We start from the raw sequence: 25,386 nt of genomic DNA, 5'->3' as shown, positions 1-25,386 counted from the left end.
CGTTCTCACTCCTCAACTTTGGACGCCTATGTACCCTTATCTGATCGTCAAACACGCCCATATGGGCTTCGCCTATCTATCGATCCTGCTGTTCGCCGTGCGCGGCGGCCTGATGCTGGGCGGCAAGCAACACATCCTGGCGCTGAAACCGGTGCGCATCCTGCCCCACGTCGTCGACACCCTGCTGCTGGGCTGTGCCATCGCCCTGGTGGTCATGGGCGGCTGGCCCATTCTGCAAAGCCCCTGGCTGCTGGCCAAGATCGTCGGCCTGGTGCTGTACGTGGCGCTGGGCACCATCGCGCTGCGCCGCGGCAAAACCCCGCAAACCCGCTTGATCGCCTTCCTCTGCGCGCTGGCGACGGTGTTCTACATTGTGCTGGTGGCCAAGACCAAGCTGGTCTTCCCTTTCTTCTAGGCCCTCCGCCTGCGCTTGACCCAGAACAAGGCCCCGCGACGCGGGGCTTGTTATCGTCGGCGGGTTTTGAACCGGACCGACCAAGATGGCTCTGCACACATTCCTGCCCGAGCTGGTCTGCCCCGCCGGCAGCCTGCCGGCGCTCAAGGCCGCGGTGGACAACGGCGCCGACACCGTTTACCTGGGCCTTAAAAACCAGACCAACGCCCGCAACTTCGCCGGGCTGAATTTCGACGACGCCAGCGCGCGCGAAGGCATCGCCTACGCGCACCGCCACGGCCGCAAAGTGCTGATGGCGATCAACACCTTCGCCCAGGGCGGCGACTCCAGCCGCTGGCGCGCGGCGGTGGACCAGGGCGCGGCGCTGGGCGCCGATGCGCTGATCCTGGCCGACCTGGGCCTGATGGCCTACGCCGCCGAGCGCCATCCGCAGCTGCGCCTGCACATGTCGGTGCAAAGCTCGGCCACCAATTACGAAGCCATCAACCTGGCGCGCGACATGTTCGGCATCCGCCGCGCGGTGCTGCCGCGGGTGCTGACCCTGGACCAGGTGCACCATGTGATCGAGCACACCGACGTCGAGATCGAAGTCTTCGGCTTCGGCAGCCTGTGCGTGATGGTGGAAGGCCGCTGCCAGCTGTCCAGCTATGCCACCGGCGAATCGCCCAACACCCACGGCGTGTGCTCGCCGGCCAAATTCGTGCGCTGGGAACCGGGCGAGCGGAGCATGAACGCCCGCCTCAACCACATCCTGATCGACAGCTACCGCGACGACGAACCCGCCGGCTACCCGACGCTGTGCAAGGGCCGCTTCCAAGTGCGCGACGAAACCTATTACGCGCTGGAAGAACCCACCAGCCTTAATGTGCTGGACATGCTGCCGCAAATCATCGCCAGCGGCGTGGCCGCGATCAAGGTGGAAGGCCGCCAGCGCAGCCCGGCCTACGTGGCCCAGGTGACGCGCGCGCTGCGCGAAGCGCTGGACGCCGCCGCCCGCGACGGCGCGCGCTTCCAGCCGCGTCCGGCCTGGCACCAGGCGCTGAACAAAGTGTCGGAAGGGCAGCAGCAGACGCTGGGCGCCTACAACCGGCCGTGGAAATGAGCGCCGCCCCGATGGAAAACCGCCAATGACAAGCCTTAATCTGCAATTGACGCTGGGCCCGGTGCTGTTCTTCTGGCCGCGCGACACCCTGCTGGACTTCTACGCCGCCGCCGCCGACTGGCCGCTGGACCGGATCTACCTGGGCGAGGTGGTGTGCTCCCGCCGCCAGCAAATGCGGCCGCAAGACTGGATTTCGCTGGCGCGCGATCTGGCCGCCGCCGGCAAGCGCGTCACGCTCAGCTGCCAGGCGCTGCTGGAGAGCGAATCCGATCTGCGCCGCGCGCGCCAGTTGGCCGCCAACGGCGACATCACGCTGGAAGCCAACGACCTGGGCGCGATCAAGCTGGCCCGGGAACACGGCCTGCCCTTCGTCGCCGGCCCTCATCTGAACATCTACAACGCCGACACCCTGAAGCTGATCCGCGACTGGGGCGCCGAACGCTGGGTGCCCCCGGTGGAAATGGACCGCGCCACGCTGGCCGAGCTCTTGGCGCGCTACGCCGAGATCGGCGCGCCCATCGCCACCGAGCTGTTCGCCTGGGGCAAGCTGCCCCTGGCCCTGTCCGCGCGCTGCTTCACCGCTCGTCATTACAATCTGAGCAAAGACGATTGCCAGTTCCGCTGCCTGGAACACCCGGACGGCCTCGCCATGCGCACCCAGGACCAGCAGGACTTCCTCACCCTCAACGGCATCCAGACCCTGTCCGCCGGCTGCCACAGCCTGCTGCCGCATTTGCGCGAGCTGGCCGCCATCGGCGTCGACGCCGTGCGCGTCAGTCCGCAGTCCCGCGCCACCGGCGATATCGTCGCCCTGTTCCGCCAAGCGCTGGACGGCGTCGACCCGGCGGCGCTACAAGCCGCCAGCGGCCGGCACGCCGACGCCGAACTGGTGGACGGCTATTGGCGCGGCCAGGCCGGCAACCAAGCCATAGGAGCCCCCCATGCGCATTCCTGATCTCGCCCTACCCGCCGCCGCCGCCGCGCTGCTGTCCCGGCTGCCCGCCGCGCCGCCGGCCTGGCTGCTGGTCGCCAGCCTCAATCAATTGGCGCGGCGCGGCGTGCTGCCGGCCGACATGGCGCTGCTGGCCGGCCGCCGCTTCGCCATCCGCGTGCTGGACGCCGGCCTGACCCTGCGCTTCCGCGCCGACGAACAAGGCTTCCACCGCGACCGGGACGACGGCGCCGCCGATTTGCAGCTCTCCGCCACGCTGGCCGACTTCGCCCGGATGATGCTGCGCGAGGAAGACCCGGACACGCTGTTTTTCCACCGCAAGCTGCTGATTGAAGGCGACACCGAGCTGGGGCTCATCGTCAAGAACCTGCTGGACAGCGTGGACTGGAGCGCCACGCCGCTGGCGCGCTTCATGGCCGTGTAATCCCCTGTTCAAGCTTTCGCGGCCGGGGACGAGGCAAGGCCGAAACCGCCGAGCAAGCAGGAGGCGCGGATGGCGCGCAAGCCTTTCCAAGGCGTTTTCAAGGCCCTTTTCCATCCATCCCGCCGGCGCGCGGCGGACTTTGAAGCGCTTCTTGGAGCGCCTCGTCGGCGCTCGCCCCTTGTGGCTGAGCCAAGTTTGGGCTAATCCGAAAAGAATCAACGCAATCAAGCCGCCTCCCGGCGGCCTGCACTCATCGGAAACGGCCCAAGCCCCATGAAGCCACGCCTGTTCAGCCTGCGGCAGATCTTGTTCGACTTGGCCATCCTGCTCATGGCCAATTTGCTGCTGCTCTGGCTGGCCCAGCGCTACCAACTGCTGTCCGCGCTGGGGACGGGGCCCGGCGACGGCAATACGCAAACCATGGCGCTGGCGTTGCTGCTATGCGTGAACCTGGCCGTGTCGCTGGCGCTGTTCGCCTACCGCCGGGCCCGCGAATCCCACGCCATGCTGCAAGAGCTCAACACCATCGCCGGCCAGGACGCGGTCACCGGTCTGGCCAACCGCCGCCAGGCCAACACCATACTGGAGCGCGAAACCGAGCGCTCTTACCGTACCCGGCGGCCGTTTTCGGTGCTGCTGCTGGACATCGACCACTTCAAGGACGTCAACGACAACTACGGCCATCTGGCCGGCGATCAGGTGCTGGCCGCTTTTGGCCAGTTGCTGCAAAAACGCGCGCGCCAGCTGGACACGGTGGCGCGCTGGGGCGGCGACGAATTCCTGGTGATTTGCCCTGAGACCGAGCAAAGCGGCGCGCTGGCGCTGGCCGACGATATCCGCCAGCGGCTGGCTCAGACCGAGCTGCCGGCGGTGAAACGCCTGAGCGCCAGCATAGGCGTGGCCACCCAGACCGTGGACGATATGCCGGAAACCTTGCTGCACCGCGCCGACATGTATCTGTACGCGGCCAAGAACGCGGGCCGCAACCGGGCGGTGGGCGAAGCCGGCAGCGCCAGCCGCGAACGCCGCCTCGCCCCCGACGAATAACTCACAGCCCCAGACGGTCCCGGAGCCCGTACCACCACGCCCCCATGCTCAGCATCGGCACGCGGAGCGCGCGTCCGCCGGGGAAGGGATAGTGCGGCAGACCGGCGAATTGATCGAAGCGCCGGCTGTCGCCGTGGATGGCTTCCGCCAGCAAGCGACCGGCCAAATGGGTATACGTGACGCCGTGGCCGCTGCAACCCTGAGAGTAATAGACATTGTCGCCGATGCGCCCGGCCTGCGGCAGCCGCGACAGGGTCAGCGAGAAATTGCCGGTCCAGCCGAACTCGATCTTGTAATCCGCCAACTGCGGAAAGGTTTTCAGCATCTTGGGGCGAATCAGCCGCTCCACCTCGCCCGGATCGCGCGCGCCGTACACGGTGCCGCCGCCGTACAACAGCCGGTGGTCGGCGGTCAGCCGGTAATAATCCAGCAGGAAGTTGCAATCCTCGACGCAGTGATCGCCCGGCAGCAAGCTCTTGGCCAGCGCCTCCGGCAAACGCTCGGTGGTCACCACCTGAGTGCCGCAGGGCAGGCTCTTCTCCGCCAGCGCCGGCAGCAACTCGCCCAGATAAGCGTTGCCGGCCACCACCAGGAAGCGGCAACTGACCTCGCCGCCGGCGGTCTCCACCCGCACCCGGCCGCCCGGATGAATCTTCAAGACCGCCGACTGCTCGAAGATCCGCCCGCCCAGCGACTCCAGCGCCGCCGCCTCGCCCAAGACCAGGTTCAGCGGATGGATATGCCCCCCCCAATTGTCCAACAAGGCGCCGGCGTACTGGTCCGACGCCACGATGCCGCGCATGCCCTCTCGGTCCACCAGTTGCAGGCCGGTATGGCCGTAGCGCTCCCACAGCCGCTTCTTGGCCGCCAGCTCGTCCAGCTGCTTCTGAGTGAAGGCGGCGAACACATTGCCGGTTTTCAGATCGCACTGAATGCCGTATTGCGCAATGCGCTCGCGGATGATGCGGCCGCCTTCGAAAGCCATCGCGCCCAGCGCCTCGGCCGCCGCCCTGCCGTGCCGCCGCTCGATCACGTCCATGTCGCGGCTATAGCTGTTGACGATCTGCCCGCCGTTGCGGCCCGACGCGCCCCAGCCCACCCGCGCCGCCTCCAACACCGCCACCTGATAACCGCGCTCCGCCAGATGCAGCGCCGCGGACACCCCGGTATAGCCGGCGCCGATCACGCAGACGTCCACCTGCTCCGCCCCTTGCAAAGATGGACGCTCCGGCGACGGATGGGCGGATGCGGCGTAATAAGAGCTCGTGTGTTCCAGTCTGGCCGGCGCGTTCATGGCTGTCTCCTTGGCGAAGCGAACGCGGAGCGTCCGTTCATGATTGGTATAAAAATACAATACACGCGCTCATTATATTTAACAACACCTGGGAGAAAGGATGGGTCGCGGCGACAAAAAAGACATGAAAAAAGCCAGCGCAAGCGCTGGCTTCGGGTTCAGACGGAGACGGGATCAGATCGCGTTTTTCTGGGCCGCCTTGCGCTTGGCGCTCAAGTCCAGGCCCGGCAGGTCCGCCATGATGTCCGGATGGTCGGCCAACTTCTCCACCACGAAATCAACGAAGACCCGGGTACGCGGCGCGATGTGGTCGCGATGCGGGAAACAGATGTAGATAGAGCGCTCCAGCGACACCATATCGGTCAGCACCGGCTCCAGTTCGCCGGAGCGGATCAGATGCACCACCTCATGGCCCGGCAACTGAGCCACGCCCATGCCCAGCCGCGCCAGCTCGGCCACCGCCTCCATCTCGTTCAGCGTATACGTGCCGTTGACCTCCAGCGGAATCCGCTCGCCCTTGCGGTCGAACTCCCACTTGAACAGACGGCCGGACGTGGGGAACTGGAAGTTGATGCAATCGTGGTTGCTCAACTCCTCCGGCGCGCTCGGGCGGCCGTGCAAATCCCAGTAGCCGGGCGAAGCCACCACATAGAGCGGCATCTGCGCCAGATTGCGCGCCACCATGCGGCTGTCCGGCATCATGCCGGAACGCACGCCCACATCGTAGCCGTCCTCGATCAGATCGCTGAAATGATCGTCCAGGCCGAAGAAGACCCGCACCTTGGGATAGCGCTCGCAGAACTCGCCCATGATGGGCAGGATGAAACGCCGGCCAAAGGAGTTGGGCATGCTGACCCGCAGATGGCCGGCCGGCTCGTCGCGGCTGGCTTTCAACTGATTGATCGCCGAATCCAGATTGTTCACCGGCCCGCGGCACTGGGCGTAGAAACGGCGCCCGTCCTCGGTCAGCGTCAATTGGCGCGTGGTGCGGTTGAACAGGCGAACCTCCAGTTCCTGCTCCAGCCGGGCGATGCTCTGGCTGATAGCGGCCGGCGATACGCCCAGCTTGCGCGCGGCGTCGGAGAAACTGCCGTTTTCCGCCGTGGTCATGAAGACCATCAATGCTTTTAAGGTGTCCATAATCAGGGATGTTCCAGGCTCGGCATCGCCTACCCTTCACGCCCGGACGGACGCCCTGGATTTGACAATGCTGATAACATTATTAAGTAGTATCTCTTTAAAAAGGGTACACCATACCCTTTGATGATTAAAGAAGAACTTGCAAATTGTTGTGAATGCATCTTCATGGACAAATCCACGCCAGGAACAGAACCGACCGCAGCTTCCCCACTGCACCGCTCGCGGAGCGCACTTTGTCATATAGTTTTACAGCTTAGTTGAAAATACATTGCCCTATTTTCTATGCAATCCAAGTATGCACCTGATTCAGTCTGAATGCCATGAGTTTGTTGCAACAGACTCAATGAAACAGCATCAAGTTGGCAACAATATGCCGCAGCCCCGCCCGCGTCGCCCTTGAGCGCCACAGCCGGCCCCAATCCAGCATAAGTCATGCGCTGTCGCAAACAACATGACATTGCGCTCCCAATGGCCAGGTTTTCGCCCCGGAATCCAGCCTTCGCCGTCGTCAAAAGCGCCTCGCTTGATCCGCGTCAAGTTATCGCCACCTCAGCCACACAGCGCACAAAACACAATTTATAGTGGCGCTCATTCGATAACTTCACTAGATATAGAAATGAGCACAGCCTCCGCGCCCACCGCCATGGTGGATGCCATCTCCGCGATCGACGAATATCTGGACCGGGCCGACTGGCGGGTCAACGCCAACGCCAATCAGGGCTACAGCCTGGGCGGCCTGATTCTCAACATCGCCGGCAAACTCACCGCCAATTACTGGCTGGAGCGGGTGCTGGCGCCGGAAGCCGCCCTCGCCCACCGCCAAGGCGATCTTCACATCCACGATCTGGACATGCTGTCCGGCTACTGCGCCGGCTGGTCGCTGCGCACCCTGTTGCAAAATGGCTTCAACGGCATTCCCGGCAAGGTGGAATCCGCACCGCCGCGTCACTTGTCCTCCGCCTGCGGCCAGATCGTCAACTTCCTCGGCACCTTGCAAAACGAGTGGGCCGGCGCCCAGGCCTTCAGCTCCTTCGACACCTATCTGGCCCCCTTCGTCAAAAAAGACGGGCTGAGCTACGCGGACGTGCGCCAGTGCGTCCAGGAACTGATCTACAACCTCAACGTGCCCAGCCGCTGGGGCACCCAGACCCCGTTCACCAATCTGACCTTCGACTGGACCTGCCCGGACGACATCGCCGAGCAGATTCCAGTGATAGGCGGCGAGGAAATGAGCTTCCGCTACGGCGATTGCGCGCGCGAAATGGCGATGATCAACCGCGCCTACATCGAAGTGATGCTGGCCGGCGACGCCAAGGGCCGCTCCTTCACCTTCCCGATTCCCACCTACAACATCACCCGCGACTTCGACTGGCACGGCGAAAACACCGATCTCTTGTTCGAGATGACCGCCAAATACGGTCTGCCCTATTTCCAGAACTTCGTGAACTCCGACCTGGAGCCGCAGATGGTGCGCAGTATGTGCTGCCGGCTGCAATTGGACTTGCGGGAACTGCTCAAGCGCGGCAACGGCCTGTTCGGCAGCGCCGAACAAACCGGCTCCGTCGGCGTGATCACCGTCAATTGCGCGCGTCTGGGCCACCGCTTCGCCGGCGACTACGCCGCGCTGCTGGCCGAAACCGACCGCTTGCTGGAATTGTCCCGCGACGCGCTGGAGAAAAAACGCGGCGAAGTGCAAGCGCGGATAGACGACGGCCTCTACCCCTACACCCGTCACTTCCTGGGCTCGCTGCGCAATCATTTCAGCACCATAGGCGTCAACGGCATCAATGAAATGATCCGCAACTTCAGCGGCGACCGCATCGACATCACCAGCGAGGAAGGCCACCAACTGGCCTGCGACTACCTGGATCACATCCGCCAGCGCATGGTGGAGTTCCAGGAAAGCACCGGCCACCTGTACAACCTGGAAGCCACCCCGGCGGAAGGCACTACCTACCGCTTCGCCAAGGAAGACCGCAAACGCTACCCCGGCATCCTGCAGGCCGGCAGCGACGCCCATCCTTATTACACCAACTCCAGCCAATTGCCGGTGGGCTTCACCGACGACCCCTTCGAGGCCCTGCAGCGCCAGGAACAGCTGCAGCGCAAATACACCGGCGGCACCGTGCTGCACCTTTATATGACCGAGGCGGTCAGCAGCGCCGACGCCTGCCGCGAACTGGTGCGCCGCTCGCTATCCCGCTTCCGCCTGCCCTATATCACGGTCACCCCGACCTTCTCGATCTGCCCCAAGCACGGCTATCTGTCCGGTCACCATGAATTCTGCCCGCGCTGCGACGCGGAACTGCTGGCGCGCCAGCCTTCATAAGCCCTTAAGAAAGGAAAGCTCATGACTCCCCCACCCACCTCCCCGGCCAAGACGCCGCCCCGCTCAACGACGAACAGCGCACCCGCTGCGAAGTCTGGACCCGCGTAATGGGTTATCACCGCCCGGTGCAGTCTTTCAATATCGGCAAACGCGGAGAATTCGACGAACGGGTCTGCTTCAGTGAACACGCCGCCCGCTGACCCCGCAGCAGCCCGCATCGGCGGGCTGACGCCGTTCTCCAGCTGCGACTGGCCGGGCAAACTGTGCGCCGTGGTCTTTCTCGCCGGCTGCCCCTGGCGCTGCGGCTATTGCCACAATCCCCACCTGCTGCGGCGCCAAAACGGCGAAACCCGCTGGCCGGACACCCTGCGCTGGCTGCAAAGCCGGATCGGCCTGCTCGACGGCGTGGTGTTCTCCGGCGGCGAACCGCTGCAGGAGCCGGCGCTGCCGGCGCTGCTGGAACAGACCCGGGCGCTGGGCTTCGCCACCGGCCTGCATACCGGCGGCGCGTATCCGCAGCGCTTGCGGCGGGTACTGCCGTTGCTGGATTGGGTCGGCCTGGACATCAAGACCGATTTCGGCGCCTATCCGGCGCTGACCGGCTTGCCCCGCAGCGGCGAGCAGACCGAGGCCTCGCTGCACTGTTTGTTGCAAAACAACAGCAATTTTGAATGTCGCAGCAGCATACATCCGCACTGGCACAATGAGATCCAACTGGCCGCGCTGGCGCGGCGGCTGGCGGCGCTGGGCGTCGCCGACTATCACTGGCAGCAACTGCGTCCGCCGCCCTCCTTCGCCCTGCCTCCAGCCCCGGCCGGCTGGCCCGCGCCGCAACTGATAGAAGAGATCGCGCCTTTGTTCCAGCGCTTCAGTTATCGGGAACACTGACAGAAGGTCCAGTTTTCCAAGCTTGTCCCGGCGTCTTCCTTATGACGCCCCAACTTCCCGCCTAGTTTGTCCCCCGCCAAATAGCACCAAATAAGTCATTGATCAATATAATTATTTCTACTTACGGATTTTTGGACAGGCAATTTGTTATAATGTCGGCGACGAATGCAACAGTCGCTGTTCTTGGCACCAGAACAAGGAGTTAGCGCTTCCCATGCCTTTTGCATGTGGGCTACTATCCAGCAGCGTAAAACCACAAGATCAAGAAAGATTTGCTCATGGTCATCTCAAATTCCGCGATAGCACGGCCGCTGCCCAGCGGCTTGTCCGCGAGTCAGCAATGGACGTTGCTGGAATGGATTCACCTTGCCGGACAAATCGAAACCGAAGCCGAGCTCAGGGGGTTTCTGGACATGTTGCTCAGCCAGGCGCCTTCCGAGCACATGGTGCTGGCGCTGGGTCGCATCAACCAGCACCAGCAGATTCAGCGGCTGGAGCGGGTCTTGAATGTCAGCTATCCCACGGAATGGCTGAAGCATTACATGGAGGAAAACTACGCCCAGCACGATCCCATCTTGAAGATCCATCTGGGCAGCGGACCGGTGCAGTGGCAAGAGCGCTTCAGCCGTGCCAAGGGCAAGGAAGAACGCAAGTTCATCGCCGAGGCCGCCACCGTAGGATTGGAAAGCGGCGTCACCTTCAGCGCCGCCTCCAAACGCAATAATCTGGGTTGCATTTTCTCCGTCAGCGGCAAAGACGCCAGCTCCGACCCCAATCTGGTCGCCATGCTGGAATGTCTGACGCCCCACTTGCACCAGGCTGCGGTGCGCATCGCCAATCTGGCCCCGGCCACACCCAGTTCCATGCCGCTATCGCAGCGTGAATACGATATTTTCCACTGGATGAGCCGCGGCAAGACCAATTGGGAAATCGCCACCATCCTGGACATCAGCGAACGAACGGTGAAGTTCCACGTCGCCAACGTCATCCGCAAGCTGAACGCCAACAATCGCACTCACGCCATCGTGCTGGGCATGCACTTGTTGCCGCCTCCCGGACTCCAGGTCAGCGATTAGCTGCGGGCCGGCCAGCTTAAGCCCACGCGGGAGCATGCGCACGGTCGTATTCCAACCAGGAACGGACGCACTCTCTTGGCGCAGCGACTTCCCGTCGCAGCGACTTGATGAACTCCGGATCAGCCTGCTCCCAGTCAAAGCAGCCCGCAACCGACATCACTCCGCCGTCCAGCGGTCTTGGCACGCCCACCGGCTGTATCGGAAACCCCATCCGGGACAGATGCCGATAAAAAGACGGCTCCACCACGAAATAAAGCCAGCGCACCTCGTTGGCGCGCGACCACTCCCATAAGCTCAGATACAACAAGCGCGCAATCGCTCTCGTCTCACGGCCGGAAATCGTCTTGCCCACCGCGAAGCGAGTGATTTCCCCACAACCCGCGCCTTTGCGGATGCGCTCCCCAGGCGCCAGCAAACGGGCAAACTCCCGCTCGATCATGAAGGGCTGATCGCCTGGCGTGAAACGCGCCGACCCCACCACTTGCTGCTGCGCAATCACCGCCAGATTGTCGGAGAACGCGTCGTAATCATCCAGGTCCAGGCCGTCCGGCCGCGGCGGCACCCAACCCAGTTGCACGCGAAACACCTGGTGGCGGAACTTCAGCAAATCAATTTCATAAGACGTCGCGCTGACCTTCTCCATCAGCAAACCATCCAACTCCAGTGGAAAGAAATGAGCCATTTTATTTTCTCCAATCATCAAGTTACCGGCACGGGCACTGTAAGAGCAGGACTGAACCGGGAAATCTGACCAAATGGACAGGAGCTGATTTTTAGGAATGTGCTAAGGCCAACGATGGCAAAAAGTCTTTACCCTGGATTTGCCGGGACTTTCGCCGCACTATTTCTTTTCACAAAAAATACCAAAGACATATTTGAACGCATCACAATGGCTTAGCTAAAAATATCCTCACTAAAATCAAAAGTTTGCGTGCCATGTCCGGCAGAGGCAAGCGCTCAAGTCATTGAAGCGTCAATAGTTTTTCCGAGTTAAAAAGCGAGCCATCCTTAGTTTTTTGCTCTAGAGCAAAGACTCTTAAGGCCGCCATGCCTAAGATCGCCTTTTATTCATCCGCCCCGGCATCGTTGCTAAATGACCACAAATTTCCCGCTCTACGCTCCCTTGCAGATAGGACAACGCGTCCTGCTTCCCATCGTGCAGGGCGGCATGGGCATAGGCGTCTCAGCCAAAAGTCTGGCCGGCCATGTCGCGCGCGAAGGCGCGCTGGGCACGGTCGCCAGCGTCGACCTGCGTCATCTGCACGCCGATCTGGTCGAGCAGTCGCAATACGCGCGCGGCCAGGCCGAGCTGGACCGCCTCAACCTGATCGCGCTGGATCGCGAAGTGAAGGGCGCGCTGTGCTACGCCCAGGGCCGCGGCATGGTGGCGGTCAATGTGATGAAGGCCGTGGCCTCCTATCCGGACTATGTCCGCCAGGCTTGCGAATCCGGCGCCGACGCGGTGGTGATGGGCGCCGGCCTGCCGCTGGATCTGCCGGACATGACCGCCGGCTTTCCCAAGGTGGCCCTGATTCCCATCCTGTCCGAGGCGCGCGGCATCGGCATCGTGCTCAAGCGCTGGATGAAAAAGGGACGGCTGCCGGACGCCATCGTGATCGAGCATCCCAAGCACGCCGGCGGCCACCTGGGCGCGGCCAGCCTCGCCGAACTGGACGCCGAGCGCTTCAGCTTCCAGAAAGTGCTGGACGACACCCGCCAGCTGTTCAAAAGCCTGCAACTGGAGAGCGAGCGGATTCCGCTGATCGTCGCCGGCGGCGTCAACAGCTTCGAAAAGATGAAGGCCTGCATCCAGGACTTCGGCGCGTCCGCGGTGCAGATAGGCACCGCCTTCGCCGTCACCCGCGAGGGCGACGCGCACGACAACTTCAAGCGCACGCTGGCCGAGGCCAAGCCGGAAGACATCGCGGAATTCATGAGCGTGGCCGGCCTGCCGGCGCGCGGCGTGCTGACGCCCTTCCTGAAAAGCTATCTGAAACGCGAGGCCAAGCTGCAGGCCAACGCCAAGGCCGATCCGGCGCGCTGCACCCAAAGCCTCAACTGCCTGAGCGCCTGCGGCCTGCGCGACGGCGTGGCCAAGATGGGCCAGTTCTGCATCGACCTCAAACTGGCGGCCGCTTTCCGCGGCGAAGTGGGCAAGGGCCTGTTCTTCCGCGGCGCCGATCCGCTGCCCTTCGGCAGTTCGATGCGCAGCGTCAGCGAAACCATCCGCTACTTCCTGACCGGGGAGAAGCCGGCCGATCTCGCCGCGTCATGAGCCGGCGCTGAAGACGCCGACAAGACAAAGCCCCGCTCTGCGGGGCTTTGTCGTTCAAACCCAGGCATGCCGGGCGCCTTCTAAACAAGAGGCTCAGAAAGCGGGGATCACCGCGCCCTGATACTTGCTCTCGATGAACTTGCGCGCTTCCGGGCTGGCCAGCGCGGCGGCCAGCTTCTTCACGCCGACGCTGTCCTTGTTGTCGGCGCGCGCCACCAGCAGGTTGGCGTACGGCGAGGTGGTCTCGATGAACAGCGCGTCGCGCTTGGGATTGAGCTTGGCTTCCAAGGCGTAGTTGGCGTTGATCAGCGCCAGATCCACCTGCGGCAGCACGCGCGGCAGCGTGGCGGCTTCCAGTTCCTTGATCTTCACCTGCTTGGCGTTGGCCACGATGTCCTTCACCGTCGGATACAGATTGTTGCGGTCTTTCAGCTTGATCACGCCGCCCTGGTCCAGCAGCAGCAAGGCGCGGCCGGCGTTGGTCGGATCGTTGGGAATGGCCACGGTCGCGCCCTTGGGCAGGTCCGCCACTTTCTTGAACTTGCTGGAATAAGCGCCGAACGGCTCGATGTGCACCGGCTTGCTGGCCACGACCAGCTTGGTGCCGCGGTCCTTGTTGAACTTGTCCAGATAGGGGATGTGCTGGAAGAAGTTGGCGTCCAGACGCTTCTCGGACACTTGCAGATTGGGCTGCACGTAGTCGTTGAACACCTTCACCTCCAGCTTGACCCCCTGCTTGGCCAGGGTGGGCTTCAAGGCTTCCAGGATTTCCGCGTGCGGCACCGGAGACGCGGCCACAGTGACGGTCACCGGATCGGCGGCCAGCGCCTGCGCGCCCCACAGCGCGGCGACAGCGGTAAAGGCGAAGCGAGCGATATTCTTTTTCATGATGCGATTTCCTCTATTCAACACAATGTTGGGTTCAAATTTCTTGGGTTTCCGATGCGGCCGCAGCGCCGGGCGCTCAGAGCCAACTCACGATCTCGCGAGCTCAGGCGAGACAAGGCGTTGCGGCTGAGAAAGCGGAATGTACACACGGTACATGAGCATTTCGAAGACGATTTCAACGCCGTATCGCCGACGCGCAGCAGATCGTGAACAGGTTCTCAGCCGCGTTGACAGCGCAGCACCAGCCGGTCGCCAAAACTCTGGATCAACTGCACCAGCAACAGCAGCAACACCACGGTCACCACCATCACCTCGGTCTGGAAGCGCTGGTAGCCGTAGCGCACCGCCAAGTCTCCCAGGCCGCCGCCGCCGATGACGCCGGACATCGCGGTGTAGGACACCAGCGCCACCGTGGTCACCGTCGCCGCGCCCACCAGGCCGGGCAAGGCCTCGGGCAGCAAGACATGGCGCACGATCTGCCACAGGCTGGCGCCCATGGATTGGCTGGCTTCTATCACTCCGCGGTCCACTTCGCGCAGCACGTTTTCCACCAGCCGCGCGAAGAAGGGCGAAGCGCCGGCCACCAGCGGCGGAATCGCGCCGGCCACGCCGATCGAGGTGCCCACCAGCTTCAAGGTCAGCGGGATCATCACGATCAGCAGAATCACAAAGGGCAAGGAGCGGAACACATTGACCAGGAAGGACAGCGTCGCGTACAGGCGCGGCCGCGACAGCAATTGCCCCGGCGAGCTAACGTACAGCACCACGCCCAGCGGCAGGCCGAACAGCACGGTGAACAGCAGCGAGGCGCCCAGCATGGTCAAGGTGTCCAGCGCGGCCTGGCCTATCTCCAGCCAGTCCATGCTCAATAATTGGGCCCAGTCGAAACCTTCCATCACAGCACCTCGCAACGCACGCCCAGACGGGCGAATAACTCGGGCAGGCTCTCCAGCGGGGCCTCCGATTCGATCACGCCGGCCACCAATTGGCCGAACGGCGTGCCCTTGATCTCGGACAGCGTGCCGCTGACCAGATTGAAGCGAGCGCCCGCCTGCTTGCCCACCACGTCCAGCACCGGCTGCAAGGTGGGATCGCCAACGAAGGTCAGCTTGATCAGCGGCGCGCCCACGCGCTGCTGCCAAGTCTGGCGCGCCTCTTCTTGATACAGCCCGGTTTCCGCCAGCAGGCCGCGGGTCACCTCGTGCTGCGGATGCAGGAACACGTCCAGCACCGGCCCCTGCTCCACCACGCGGCCGTGCTCCAGCACCGCCACCTGATCGCACAGCTGGCGGATCACGCGCATTTCATGAGTGATCAGCACAATGGTCAGCCCCAGCTGACGGTTGATGTCCGCCAGCAAGGTCAGAATGGAATCCGTGGTTTCCGGATCCAGCGCCGAGGTCGCCTCGTCGCACAGCAATAATTCCGGGTGATTGGCCAGCGCGCGGGCGATGCCGACGCGCTGCTTCTGGCCGCCGGACAGCTGCGCCGGGTATTTGTCGCGGTGGCCGGCCAGGCCCACCAAGGCCAGCAGTTCTTCAACGCGGGCGTCCATCTCGGCCGCGGACGCGCCGCCGGCCAGCTCCAGCGGAAAGCGCACATTGGCGGCCACGGTGCGCGACTTCAGCAAATTGAAATGCTGAAACACCATGCCGATGCGCTGACGGCGCAATTGCAATTGCCGGCCGTCCAGCGCGGTCAGATCGGTGTCGCCCAGGCGCACCGCGCCGCGGTCCGGACGTTCCAGCAGGTTCAGGCAGCGCACCAGGGTGCTCTTGCCCGCGCCGGAGCGGCCGATGATGCCGAACACCTCGCCCTTGGCCACGCGCAGGCTGACATTGTCCAGCGCCGGCACGTCGCGGCCGTCCACCCGGTAATGCTTGTATAAGTTCTCTATTTCAATCATGCCTTGCCTCTGAATCCCGCCGTCCGTCAACGCCACTGCCTGGCGATTGCGAATCAGTCTATAAGCAAGTCACATAAAACCTAAAGAACTATAAATTTAATCATTTATTCAAATTAGAAATATAAGGAGAAATCACCGCGGAATTGACCCCGCTCACCCCCGTCCCCGGGGATTTTTGCTACATTGTGTCTTTGCTTGCCAACCGAATACAGCACGTCATGACCGCCTTTACCAGCTGCAACCCCGCCACAGGAGAAGTCGTCTACACCCGCGCCGCCTGGCCGGAATCCCAACTGCCCGCCGCCCTGACGCAGCTGCGCCAGGCCCAGCGCCATTGGCGCGAGCTGAGCGTGGCCGAGCGCGCCGCGCAACTGCTGCGTCTGGCCGACCAACTGCAGGCCCATCGCGAAGAACTGGCCGGCCTGGTCACGCTGGAAGTGGGCAAGCGCACCGCGGAATGTCTGGCGGAAATCGACAAATCCGCCCAGCTGATCCGCTACTACGCCCAACTGGCGCCGGAACTGCTGGCCTCGCTGGAGATTCCCACCCAGGCCAGCCGCAGCGGCGTGGCCTTCGAACCGCTGGGCACGGTGCTGGCGGTGATGCCGTGGAATTATCCGATCTGGCAGGTGCTGCGCTTCGCGGTGCCGGCGCTGATGGCCGGCAACGCCTGCCTGGTCAAGCCGGCGCCTTCGGTGCCGCAATCCACCCAAGGCCTGCTGGAGCTGGCGCGCGCCGCCGGCCTGGCGGTGCTGGACGTGGCCTGGATCGACCATGATCAAGTGGAAGAAGCCGTCCGCCAGTGCGACGCGGTGGCCTTCACCGGCTCCACCCAGACCGGGCGCGCCATCGCGGCGCTGGCCGGCCGCCATCTGAAAAAGACCGTGCTGGAATTGGGCGGCAGCAATCCCTTCATCGTACTGGCCGACGCCGATGTCGCCGCCGCGGCCCAGGACGCCGCCAACTCCCGTTTCCGCGACGCCGGCCAGAGCTGCAACGCCGCCAAGCGCATGATCGTGGCGCCGGAAATCGCCGACGCCTTCATCGAGGCCTTCTGCGCCGAAGCCGCCAAGCTGCGCGCCGGCGATCCGCGCCACCCGGCCACCACCTTGTCGCCGCTGACCCGCGCCGATCTGCGCGAAGCGCTGCACGCCCAGGTGCTGGACGCCGTCGCCCACGGCGCGGAACTGCGGCTGGGCGGGCAGATGCCGGCCAGCCCCGGCTTCTTCTATCCGGCCACGGTGCTGGACCGGGTCAATCCGGACTGTCGCGTCTACCACGAGGAAGTGTTCGGCCCGGTGGCCAGCATTTTGCGCGCGCGCGACGAGGCCGACGCGCTGCGGCTGGCCAACGACACCCCCTTCGGCCTGGGCGCCAGCATTTACAGCGCGGACAAGGAACGCGCCTGGACGCTGGCGCGGCAGATCGAAGCCGGCAGCGTCTTCATCAACCGCCATACCAGCTCGGACCTGCGCCTGCCTTTCGGCGGCGTCAAATCCTCGGGCTATGGCCGCGAGCTGTCCGAGTTCGGCCTGTACGAGTTCGTCAACGTCAAGACCTACTGGCAGAAATAAGCCCGCCGGCGGCCGACCGGCCCTCAGTCTTCCGCCGGAAAGCGCGCCACCAAGGCGTCGCGACGCGCCTGCCATTGCAGCAGGCGCTGTTGCAGGGCGAGCAAGGCTTCGTCCTGGCGCGCCCATTCCTCCACCAGCTTGCGTTGCTCGCTCATCGGCGGCACGGGCAGCGGCATTTCCGCCAGCGCCTCGAAGCCGAACTCGACGCCTTCCACCGCCGCGCCCAGCCGCTCCAGGCAAAAGCGCCAGCCTTCCGACTGCCGGTAACACTCCAGGAAAGCCGGCGAGATCCTCGCCTCGTCCAGCGCGAAGGCCTGCTGATCCGCCGCGGCCAGCGCCGGGGCCTCTCCGACGTGCCGCGCCAGCGCGCCCTGATACAAGCGCGCCGGATCGTAGGCGAAAGCATTGGGCGGCAAGGCCGTGCCCAGGCCCGCGCCGGCCCGGCGCCAGCTGCCGCCAACGGTGGCCTCCAATAATTCGCCCTCGGCGGCGGCCGCCAGCGGCGCGGCCAGTTCGCCCAGCTTGCACACCTCCCAGTTGCCGGGAATCACCCCCAGCGCGCTGGGTTTGAACGATTGATGCGGGCTCCACTTGCCCATGCGCCGGGTGCCGTAGCCGCGATTGAGCAAGGCCTGGATGCGGCAGGGGCGCAGCTTGCGCTCCGCCGCGTATTGGCTGGACAGCAATTCCAGCTTTTCGTCCGTCAAGGCCAGGCAGCCCTCCAGCTCGCCCTCCTCCGCCCGCCAGCCCTCTTCTTCGCTGAAGAAGGCCGCCAGCCGCGCGTCCAGCGCCTGCTCCTGCTCCGTCAAGGCGGCCAGCTCGGTGGCCAGCGCCTCCGCATCCACCACCTCGGCCGCCTCGTCCTGGGCGAAGTAGCGCTGCACGTTCAGATTGCCCCGGTGGCCTTGCTTGACCTCGCGCAGCCCCACCAGGCGCAGATAGTCCGGCTCTTCCGTTTCCTCGTCCACCGCGGCGCGGTAAGCGCGCAGGATATGTTCGATGTCCTCCTGCCGCAGCGTGTTTTGCACCCGGCCGCGGCCGTACTCCTTGCTGGCGTCGACGATGATCACCTTGTTGCGCAGGCCCGCCGGCTTGTTCTTGTTCAACACCACCACGCAGGTGGGCATGCCCGAGCCGTAGAACAGCGCCGGCGGCAAGGCGATCACCGCCTCGATGCGGTCGCCGGACTGGCCCTGGCTGCCAAACAGCAGGCCGTTGCGGATGCGGCCCTCGTCGCCGTCGCGGAACAACACGTCGTGCGGCATCACCAGCGCGGCGCGGCCGTCCTCCTTCAACGTGGCCAGCACATGCTGGACGAAGGCGTAATCGCCGAAGCTGCGCGGCGGAATGCCATAGCCGAAGCGCTGGTGCTCATCCACCAGCTTCTTGTAATTGGGTTCGGCTGGGCGCTTGCGGCGGCGCTTCTTGCCGTCGGCCGGCGGCGGCTCCGCCGCCTCGGCCTCCAGCGGCGTCCACCAGTTTTTCACCGTGAACGGCAGTTGCGCCACGATGCGGTCGAAGCGCGGCAGCAGGCCCTCCGGGCTCAGATGCCTGGGCTCCACCAAGGTGTCCCCCAGTTCCAGACTCATGTCCACGCCGTGGAAATAAGCGCACAGCTTGGCCATCGCCCAGGTGGCCGGCAGCTTTTCCTGGCCGAACAGCGCCGCGCCGCCGTCCGGCTGCCCGCCCAGCATGCGCCAGGCGTCCAGCAAGGTGCCGGCCGCGCCGCAGCTGGGATCGTACAGGCTGTGGCCCGGCAGCGGCTCCGCCAGCCGCAGCAGCAACTGGCTGACCGGTCCCGGCGTGGAAAAGGCCCCGCCGCGCTTGCCGGACTCCGCCGCGTAGCGGCGCACCAGCCCTTCGCAGACCTCGCCCAGCCGGGACGGCGCCTCCAGATCGGCGTCGCCCAGCTTCAGCGCGCCGATATGATTCATCAAGGGATGCAGCACCTCGTCGCTCAAGCGCTTGTGGCCCTGGTATTGCGCCACGCTGAGCACCCCGGCCAGCGCCGGTTGATGCTCCTCGACGGCGGCCACCGCCTTGTCCAGCGCCTCGCCTATGCCCTTTTTGCGCTCCTGCAGGCCGGGCCAGCGCGCCGTCTGCGGATAGATCCCGTATTGCTCCTGCACCACGCCGTCGGCGCGCTTGCGGCTCATGCCCTCGGCCGCCACCAAGGCCTGTACCCGCTCCACGAACACATCGTGCAGGCGCTTGAGCACAAACAGGCCGAACACGTGGTTCTTGTAGTCGTACAGGTCCACTTGCTCGCGCAGCAGTTCCGTGGACGCCCACAGCGCCTGTTCCAACTGGTCCGGGGATAGCAAAGTCATAAGCCGACAACCAAATTAAATGACAAACCCGGCCATTTTAGCCGCATCGCCGCCCAGCGTCGGCAAAGAATGGTCGCACCGAGACGCTTCATGACAAGACAATTCATCTCCATGTCATCCGCCCGTCATCCCGCGCGCCTAGACTGCGGCACTTCCCGCATCGCAACGTACGACACCATCATGACATTGGCCAAACGTCTGTGGCTGACCATCCTCGTCACTCTCGCCAGCCTGGCGCTGGCCCTCATCCTCACCGGACAACAGTTGAGCGGCCTGACCCGCGCGGTGGACCGCCACAGCGCGCGTCAACAATTAAGCGCCGGCCTGTACCAACTCAAGGCCGGCGTGCTGCAGCTGTCGCGGCTGGACCCGCTGCTGCCGGACAGCCCGGCGCGGCTGCGGGAAACCAGCCTGACCGTCGCGCGGCTGACCGGCGAGATCGCCGCCGGCCTGCCCGCCAATGAAGCCGCCGCCTTCCGTCAGGCCGTAGGCCGGCTGTGGCAGGATTACGAGCGCAATCTGAGCAGCGCGCTGGCCATCGCCGAGACCGCGCCGCAGGACGCGCTGTCTATACCGGAACAGGCTTGGCAGCAAAGCCTGCAGCCGCTGGCGGCCCTGCTGGACCGCCAGCAGGCGCAGGAGCAAAACCGGCTGGCCCAGGAAACCGCGCAACTGCAGGACACGCTGCAGGGCCTGGCCTGGCTGACCCTGGGGCCGCTGGCGCTGGCCAGCCTGGTGGTGACGGCGATGCAGCTGACGCTGGCGCGGCGGCTGAAACGGCAGTTGCAAGCGATGGCCGCCTCCGCCGACGCGCTGGGGGAAGGCAATCTGGCGATGCGGCTGCCGGCCCAGGGCCGCGACGAGCTGGCCGCCACCGCCGGCCGCCTGAATCAGTTCCTGAACAAGCTGAGCGATTTGCTGCGCCGGGTGGAGGCCGACGCCCGCCGCAGCGGCGCCGATTGCCAACGGTTGCAATTGCTGACCTTGCAAGCGGCCGACGCCAGCCGCCAGCAAAGCGCCAAGGCCAAGCTGAGCAACGAGGCCGCCCACGCGGTGGCCGACAGCGCCCAGATCGTGGCCGGCCATCTGCAACAGGCGGACGCCCATACCCGGCAGGCGGCGGACGACACCGGACGCGCGCGCGAACTGGGCCGGCTCAACGCCGAGACGATGCGGACGCTGGCCGACAATATGGGCTGCGCGCAGACGGAAATGCGCCAGCTCCAGCACAGCCTGGACGACATCGCCGGCGTCAGCGGCCTGATCCGCGACGTGGCCGAACAGACCAATCTGCTGGCGCTCAACGCCGCGATCGAAGCCGCGCGCGCCGGCGAAAGCGGCCGCGGCTTCGCCGTGGTGGCCGACGAGGTGCGCAAATTGTCGGAGCGCACCCGCGCCGCCACCGGCAGCATCTTCGACGCGCTGGGCCGGGTGGAAGGCGCCACCGGCTCGCTGCACGCCGCGCTGGAGCAGGCCGGCGGCGCCTGCGCCGACAAGCTGGATTCGCAGCAGGCTCTGGATCAGGCGCTGCTGCAAGTGGACGCCGGGCTGGAGCGCTTGAACCGCTTGATGGCCGACATCCGCGAACACAGCGCCGCCCAGGCCCGCGCCGGCGGCGACATCCGCCAGCACGGCCACGAGGTCGCGCATCTGGCCGCCTCCATCGATCAACAGATGCAGCAAGCCGCGCCGGTGATGCAGCACCTGGCCGCCGCGGCCCAGGACTTGAACCAGACCCTGAGCTGGTTCCGCATCGACGCGCCGGACCCCGCCCCTTCCCCCGCTGCGGCGCCGGATTGGCCGCTGCGGCAGCAGCCGGCCTAGCCGCCGCGCCGGCGGCAATTAGGCAGGAAATTGCCGCCGGATCAAACATAGAGCATTTATTCAAGGCAAACGCTTGCCATTGGCCTAAGCGCGCAATAGATCGCCCTTTGACTCGCCATTTTCAATCTTTTGTCATGTTTGAAATAAGCTAGCGAGTACATTTCGTTACATACTGTAATGAAAAGCAAAGGTAGATTAGCCCCCTCTTATAAAAGAGCACATCAGACCGGGCCCACCCGGCACCCGGGACAAGCTCGCCGACGCCCTCCGCGCCGGCGTCTCCAGCGCACCGACACCGCCCCGCTCCCGTCCGCACAAGGACGGCGGAGCCGCCGCGCCGTGGCCGGAACTTGTCCCCATCGCTTGCCCGCCGCGTCCGGAGCTGACTCCGCCGGACCGTCGGGTTTTCAGAAGCTGTTTACGATCTCGCGAGCCAGGGCGGGACAGGGCGAAAGCGGCTTCAGCATTCTGAAGCGGTACTCGCCGTGTGACGCCTCACGACGCGCAGCGGATCGTCAGCAGGTTCTTTTGACAGGAGATACCTTTGACACAGCAACACTCCCGCCATATCGGCCCCATCGCCCTGATGCTGACCGGTCTGGGCTCCATCATCGGTTCCGGCTGGCTGTTCGGCGCCGCCCACGCCGCCCAGATCGCCGGCCCGGCCGCCATCGTCGCCTGGATAGTCGGCATGGTGATCATTCTCTCCATCGCGCTGAGCTACGCGGAACTGGGCGCCATGTTCCCGGAAAGCGGCGGCATGGTGCGTTACGCCCGTTACTCCCACGGCTCCCTGCTCGGCTTCATCGCCGGCTGGGCCAACTGGATCGCCATTGTCTCGGTGATCCCGATCGAGGCCGAGGCCTCGGTGCAATACATGAGCTCCTGGCCGTATCCCTGGGCCCAGCAGCTGTTCTCCAACGGCGAACTGACCCCGCCCGGCCTGATGCTGTCCGCGCTGCTGGTCATCGTCTACTTCATGCTCAACTACTGGGGCGTGCGCCTGTTCGCCAAGGCCAATAGCGCCATCACCATCTTCAAGGTGATCGTGCCGGCGCTGACCGTGGGCGCGCTGATCTACAGCGGCTTCCATCCCGGCAATCTGGGCGGGAACACCCCGGGCGGCTTCGCGCCCTTTGGCTGGGCCAGCGTGATGACGGCGGTGGCCACCAGCGGCATCGTGTTCAGCTTCAACGGCTTCCAAAGCCCGATCAACCTGGCCGGCGAGGCCCGCAACCCGGGCAAGAGCGTGCCCTTCGGCGTGGTGGGCTCCATCCTGCTGGCGGCGGTGATCTATGTGGCGCTGCAAGTGGCCTTCATCGGCGCGCTGTCGCCGGCGGACCTGGCCCACGGCTGGCAGGGTCTGAACTTCAGCTCCCCCTTCGCCCAACTGGCGATGGCGCTGGGCCTGAACTGGCTGATGCTGCTGCTGTACTTCGACGCCTTCGTCAGCCCCAGCGGCACCGGCGCCACCTATATGGCCACCACCTCGCGCATGATTTACGGCATGCAGCGCAACGGCACCATGCCGGAGATCTTCGGCCGCATCCACCCGCTGTACCAGATCCCGCGTCCGGCGATGTGGTTCAACCTGGCGATCTCCTTCGTGTTCCTGTTCTTCTTCCGCGGCTGGGGCACGCTGGCGGCGGTGATCTCGGTGGCCACGGTGATTTCCTACCTGACCGGCCCCATCAGCGTGGCCTCGCTGCGCCGCTGCGCGTCGGACCTGCCGCGCCCGCTGCGCCTGGCCGGCCTCGGCGTGATCGCGCCCTTCGCCTTCGTCTGCGCGTCCCTGGTGCTGTACTGGGCGCGCTGGCCGCTGACCGGCGAGATCATCTTCCTGATCGTGGCCGCCTTGCCGGTGTACTTCTGGTATCAGGCCCGCGCCGGCTGGCCGGAATTCGGCCGCGAGCTGAAAGGCGCGCTGTGGATGGTGCTCTACCTGCCGACGATGGCCCTCATGTCCTATATCGGCAGCCGGGACTTCGGCGGCATCGGCCTCTTGCCCTACGGCCCCGACATGGCGGTGGTGGCGGTGATCTCGCTGGGCTTCTACTACTGGGGCGTCAACAGCGGCTGGCGCACCCGCTATCTGGACGCCGAGCACGACGCCGGCGCGGTGGCCGATATGGCGGCCGCCGAGAGCGCGCCGCGCGGCAAGCTGGCCGGCCAGCAAGCCTAAATCCTACCGGGGGCCGCTCCGTCGGCCCCGCAGCGGGCGGCCTTGCGCCGCCTGCGTCGTCTTATTCCCTATCGTCCTCCGCTCCCAACTCCTCCCCCAAGACATCCAGCAAAGGCATCAGCGCGCGCGCCGCGGCGCTGCGATACGCGTCTTTGCGCGTCAGCGCCGCCGCCGTGCGCGCCGGCAAGGGCGTGCTCAAGCCCACCGCGCTCAGCGCCGGATGCTGCCGCGTGATCGCTCGCGGCAAAATGGTGGCGCAATCGCCGTGGCGGACGATTTCCATCACCGCACTGATGCTGTTGGCCTGGACCGCGATCCGCGGCTTCAGACCCAGCGCCAGGAAGTAACGATCGATATGGCCGCGGGTGGCGAAGTCCGCGCTCAACAGCGCCAAGGGCGCCTGCGCCAGCGCTTCCGCGCCTATCGCCCCCGCCCGACGCCACGGATGGCCGTCGCCCACCACCACGGCCAGGGTTTCCCGAAACAAGGGCCGCGCGTCTATCTCCGCCGAGCGCGCCTGATCGAAAGCGATCCCGACATCGATCTCGTCCTCCAGCAAGGCCAGCTCGATCGCGTCCAGCGTCGCCTCGCGCACGCATAGCTCTATGCCCGGATAGAGCCGGCGCAGCCGCGCCGCCAGCGGCCCCAGCAGATAACTGGCGAAGGTCGGCGTCATCGCCAGCCGCAAGCTGCCGCGCGACAGATCGCCCACGTCCCGGGTGGCCCGCTGCGCCGCCTCCAGCTCGCGCAGCGCGCGGCGCGCGTATTCCAGATAGGCGGCCCCGGCGTCGGTGGGCCGCACCGTCCGCCCGCTGCGGTCCAGCAACTGCGCGCCCACCGTCTCTTCCAATTGCTTGATCTGCTGCGACAGCGTGGGCTGCGACACATGCAGCGCCTCCGCCGCCCGGGTGAAATTGCCGTGTTCGGCCACCGCTTGCAGATAACGGATATGTCGAAGAATCATGCGTCCAAACTATAGGAAATAATTATGGAAATCATTCTATATCGGTCTTGGACCCTATGATGAAAAAGCTTCATCCTTGGCGCATCCCTTCCCCGCCAAGGAGCAAGCCATGCAAGCCCTCATCGACGGTTTTCTGAAATTCCAACAGGAAGCCTACCCCCAGCGTTCGGCGCTGTTTCGCCAACTGGCCGACAGCCAGGCCCCCGGCGCGCTGTTCATCACCTGCTCGGACAGCCGCGTGGTGCCGGAGCTGCTGACTCAGCAAGAGCCCGGCGAGCTGTTCGTGATCCGCAACGCCGGCAACATCGTCCCCAGCTACGGGCCGGAACCGGGCGGCGTCACCGCCTCCGTGGAGTACGCGGTGGCGGCGCTGGGCGTCGCCGACATCGTGGTCTGCGGCCATTCCGACTGCGGCGCGATGACGGCGATCGCCAACGGCCGCTGCCTGGACCATCTGCCAGCGGTGGCCGGCTGGCTGCGCCACGCCGACTCCGCCAAAGTGGTGAACGCGGCGCGCCATCACGACGACGCCCGCCAGCGGCTGGACGACATGGTCAAGGAAAACGTCGTCGCGCAGCTGGCCAACCTCAAGACCCATCCCTCGGTGGCGCTGGCGATGCGCCAGGGCCGGCTGACCCTGCACGGCTGGGTCTACGACATTGAAACCGGCGCCGTCCTGGCCCTGGACCACGCCAGCCAGCGCTTCGTTTCCCTAGCGGATTTTCCGCTGACCCGCGCCGCCTGAAACCGGTGCCTCCCGCAAACCTGAAGAAAGG

General features: G+C 65.0%; 21 protein-coding genes and 2 pseudogenes. 14 read left to right on the top strand and 9 right to left on the bottom strand.

What is annotated here, in order from left to right:
* Positions 1-28 precede the first annotated feature (28 nt).
* The 5 genes from JC616_RS03035 (at position 29) to JC616_RS03015 (ending at position 3,940) form a co-directional block, all read left to right on the top strand.
* Positions 29-415 (top strand): SirB2 family protein, encoded by a 387-nt coding sequence (locus JC616_RS03035; RefSeq protein WP_107797977.1) that lies wholly within the window; start codon positions 29-31, stop codon positions 413-415.
* 85 nt (positions 416-500) lie between these two features.
* Positions 501-1,517, top strand: coding sequence for a ubiquinone anaerobic biosynthesis protein UbiU (gene ubiU, locus JC616_RS03030; protein WP_227106634.1), 1,017 nt, complete (start codon positions 501-503; stop codon positions 1,515-1,517).
* A 25-nt stretch (positions 1,518-1,542) separates the two neighbouring features.
* Positions 1,543-2,472, top strand: a complete 930-nt coding sequence (locus JC616_RS03025) for a U32 family peptidase (RefSeq protein ID WP_227106633.1) — start codon at positions 1,543-1,545, stop codon at positions 2,470-2,472.
* The gene (gene ubiT, locus JC616_RS03020; RefSeq protein WP_227106632.1) at positions 2,459-2,893 is read left to right on the top strand and encodes a ubiquinone anaerobic biosynthesis accessory factor UbiT; all 435 of its coding nucleotides are present in this window, start codon (positions 2,459-2,461) and stop codon (positions 2,891-2,893) included. Before JC616_RS03025 ends, ubiT begins: the two co-directional genes overlap by 14 nt.
* A gap of 273 nt (positions 2,894-3,166) precedes the next feature.
* On the top strand, positions 3,167-3,940 hold the full coding sequence (locus JC616_RS03015; protein WP_227106631.1) for a GGDEF domain-containing protein: 774 nt from the start codon (positions 3,167-3,169) through the stop codon (positions 3,938-3,940).
* Between the two features lies 1 nt (position 3,941).
* Here the strand turns inward: JC616_RS03015 and JC616_RS03010 are convergent, their stop codons facing one another.
* Both JC616_RS03010 and JC616_RS03005 read right to left on the bottom strand, forming a co-directional pair.
* A complete protein-coding gene (locus tag JC616_RS03010) occupies positions 3,942-5,234 on the bottom strand; it encodes an NAD(P)/FAD-dependent oxidoreductase (protein WP_227106630.1) in 1,293 nt (430 codons plus the stop codon).
* Positions 5,235-5,408: 174 nt separating this feature from the next.
* Entirely contained in the window at positions 5,409-6,374 is a 966-nt protein-coding gene (locus JC616_RS03005) for a LysR family transcriptional regulator (protein WP_048413744.1), read from the bottom strand.
* A 616-nt stretch (positions 6,375-6,990) separates the two neighbouring features.
* On the opposite strand from JC616_RS03005, the gene JC616_RS03000 reads away from it, so the two are divergent.
* From JC616_RS03000 to JC616_RS02990, 4 genes and pseudogenes are all read left to right on the top strand, one after another.
* On the top strand, positions 6,991-8,703 hold the full coding sequence (locus JC616_RS03000) for a ribonucleoside triphosphate reductase (RefSeq protein ID WP_107797971.1): 1,713 nt from the start codon (positions 6,991-6,993) through the stop codon (positions 8,701-8,703).
* A 92-nt stretch (positions 8,704-8,795) separates the two neighbouring features.
* Positions 8,796-8,903, top strand: a pseudogene (gene nrdD / locus JC616_RS24495) (anaerobic ribonucleoside-triphosphate reductase); the annotation flags it as partial.
* Positions 8,884-9,591, top strand: a complete 708-nt coding sequence (locus tag JC616_RS02995; RefSeq protein WP_227106629.1) for an anaerobic ribonucleoside-triphosphate reductase activating protein — start codon at positions 8,884-8,886, stop codon at positions 9,589-9,591. The pseudogene nrdD and the gene JC616_RS02995, both read left to right, overlap by 20 nt.
* Before the next feature lie 278 nt (positions 9,592-9,869).
* Positions 9,870-10,667, top strand: coding sequence for a LuxR family transcriptional regulator (locus tag JC616_RS02990; protein WP_107797968.1), 798 nt, complete (start codon positions 9,870-9,872; stop codon positions 10,665-10,667).
* Positions 10,668-10,683: 16 nt separating this feature from the next.
* Here JC616_RS02990 and JC616_RS02985 read toward each other — a convergent pair whose 3' ends face one another.
* Complete coding sequence (locus JC616_RS02985; RefSeq protein WP_227106627.1) at positions 10,684-11,349, bottom strand: acyl-homoserine-lactone synthase; 666 nt, start codon at positions 11,347-11,349, stop codon at positions 10,684-10,686.
* A gap of 411 nt (positions 11,350-11,760) precedes the next feature.
* Here JC616_RS02985 and JC616_RS02980 point away from each other — a divergent pair, with 411 nt between their 5' ends.
* Positions 11,761-12,942: an NAD(P)H-dependent flavin oxidoreductase gene (locus tag JC616_RS02980; protein ID WP_107797966.1), complete on the top strand. Its 1,182-nt coding sequence runs from the start codon at positions 11,761-11,763 to the stop codon at positions 12,940-12,942.
* Between the two features lie 93 nt (positions 12,943-13,035).
* Here JC616_RS02980 and JC616_RS02975 read toward each other — a convergent pair whose 3' ends face one another.
* From JC616_RS02975 to JC616_RS02965, 4 genes and pseudogenes are all read right to left on the bottom strand, one after another.
* Positions 13,036-13,830, bottom strand: coding sequence for a MetQ/NlpA family ABC transporter substrate-binding protein (locus tag JC616_RS02975; protein ID WP_227106625.1), 795 nt, complete (start codon positions 13,828-13,830; stop codon positions 13,036-13,038).
* 218 nt (positions 13,831-14,048) lie between these two features.
* Positions 14,049-14,726, bottom strand: coding sequence for a methionine ABC transporter permease (locus tag JC616_RS02970; protein ID WP_107797964.1), 678 nt, complete (start codon positions 14,724-14,726; stop codon positions 14,049-14,051).
* The gene (locus JC616_RS24620) at positions 14,726-14,959 is read right to left on the bottom strand and encodes an NIL domain-containing protein (RefSeq protein ID WP_449727710.1); all 234 of its coding nucleotides are present in this window, start codon (positions 14,957-14,959) and stop codon (positions 14,726-14,728) included. Before JC616_RS24620 ends, JC616_RS02970 begins: the two co-directional genes overlap by 1 nt.
* Before the next feature lie 45 nt (positions 14,960-15,004).
* Positions 15,005-15,736 (bottom strand): annotated as a pseudogene (locus JC616_RS02965) (methionine ABC transporter ATP-binding protein); the annotation flags it as partial.
* A gap of 218 nt (positions 15,737-15,954) precedes the next feature.
* Between JC616_RS02965 and JC616_RS02960 the strand changes: the two are divergent.
* On the top strand, positions 15,955-17,310 hold the full coding sequence (locus tag JC616_RS02960; RefSeq protein WP_227106623.1) for an aldehyde dehydrogenase family protein: 1,356 nt from the start codon (positions 15,955-15,957) through the stop codon (positions 17,308-17,310).
* 23 nt (positions 17,311-17,333) lie between these two features.
* On the opposite strand, the gene JC616_RS02955 is transcribed toward JC616_RS02960, so the two are convergent.
* Entirely contained in the window at positions 17,334-19,640 is a 2,307-nt protein-coding gene (locus JC616_RS02955) for an N-6 DNA methylase (protein WP_227106621.1), read from the bottom strand.
* A 180-nt stretch (positions 19,641-19,820) separates the two neighbouring features.
* On the opposite strand from JC616_RS02955, the gene JC616_RS02950 reads away from it, so the two are divergent.
* Together JC616_RS02950 and JC616_RS02945 are read left to right on the top strand one after the other, a co-directional pair.
* The gene (locus JC616_RS02950) at positions 19,821-21,464 is read left to right on the top strand and encodes a methyl-accepting chemotaxis protein (RefSeq protein WP_227106619.1); all 1,644 of its coding nucleotides are present in this window, start codon (positions 19,821-19,823) and stop codon (positions 21,462-21,464) included.
* Positions 21,465-22,008: 544 nt separating this feature from the next.
* Positions 22,009-23,646 (top strand): APC family permease, encoded by a 1,638-nt coding sequence (locus JC616_RS02945; protein WP_227106617.1) that lies wholly within the window; start codon positions 22,009-22,011, stop codon positions 23,644-23,646.
* A 61-nt stretch (positions 23,647-23,707) separates the two neighbouring features.
* On the opposite strand, the gene cynR is transcribed toward JC616_RS02945, so the two are convergent.
* Positions 23,708-24,610 carry a transcriptional regulator CynR gene (cynR, locus tag JC616_RS02940; RefSeq protein ID WP_227106615.1) on the bottom strand — a complete coding sequence of 301 codons (903 nt, stop codon included), beginning with the start codon at positions 24,608-24,610 and terminating at the stop codon, positions 23,708-23,710.
* Positions 24,611-24,719: 109 nt separating this feature from the next.
* Here cynR and JC616_RS02935 point away from each other — a divergent pair, with 109 nt between their 5' ends.
* Positions 24,720-25,355: a carbonic anhydrase gene (locus JC616_RS02935; protein ID WP_107801599.1), complete on the top strand. Its 636-nt coding sequence runs from the start codon at positions 24,720-24,722 to the stop codon at positions 25,353-25,355.
* Positions 25,356-25,386: the final 31 nt, after the last annotated feature.

The sequence above is a fragment of the Chromobacterium rhizoryzae genome (assembly GCF_020544465.1).
GTDB lineage: Bacteria > Pseudomonadota > Gammaproteobacteria > Burkholderiales > Chromobacteriaceae > Chromobacterium.
This window is presented reverse-complemented; position numbering and strand designations above follow the sequence as displayed.